We start from the raw sequence: 579 nt of genomic DNA, 5'->3' as shown, positions 1-579 counted from the left end.
GGACAGCACCATGAAGGAGTGCCCCTCCCAGAAGGAGGCATTCTCCATGGCCTCCCCGCTGGCCGAGGCCGCGAGTAGATACCCGGCACGGCGCAGGGCCACCACCGGGTCCTGGCAGCCGTCAACGAGGTTCCAGTGCAAGGTGTTCTCCACCCCGCTCACGCCCGCGTTGAAGACCCAGACGGGCCGGTTGTCCTCGCGGCTCAACTGGTGGGTGTGGTCGTAGAGGTCACCGCGGGTCGAGGTCACGATGCAGGCGCCGGCCGCGTCGATGATTGCGTTGCCGTACTGCGCCGACTTGCCGGTACGCGGCGGGGCGTACATCAGCACGATGTCCTCGCAGGCGATGAACAGCCCCTTCCTGTGAAGCAGGTCCACGCCCAGGTGCAGCCCAACCTCATGAGGGTTGACGGCCCGCCGCTTCGCCCCCTCCAGGGACGGGCGGAGGGTGCCCGCGCGAGCCTGAAGACCTTCCTTGGACAGCCACTTCTTCAGTTCGTTGGGGGTGGCGAACCCGACCGGAGCCGACTCCTTCAAAGTCGAGGTGGGCCCCGCCTTATCCATGCTCAGCCGGTGCTT

The 579-nt window shown here is 67.0% G+C and carries 1 pseudogene; it reads right to left on the bottom strand.

Features of this window, described 5'->3' with window-relative positions:
• Nucleotides 1-579 (bottom strand): annotated as a pseudogene (locus tag ACFCZN_RS21410) (hypothetical protein); the annotation flags it as partial.

The organism is Isoptericola sp. NPDC056134 (assembly GCF_042264825.1).
Lineage (GTDB): Bacteria > Actinomycetota > Actinomycetes > Actinomycetales > Cellulomonadaceae > Isoptericola > Isoptericola nanjingensis.
The sequence above is the reverse complement of the archived record's forward strand: the minus strand, read 5'-3'. Positions and strand labels throughout refer to the sequence as shown.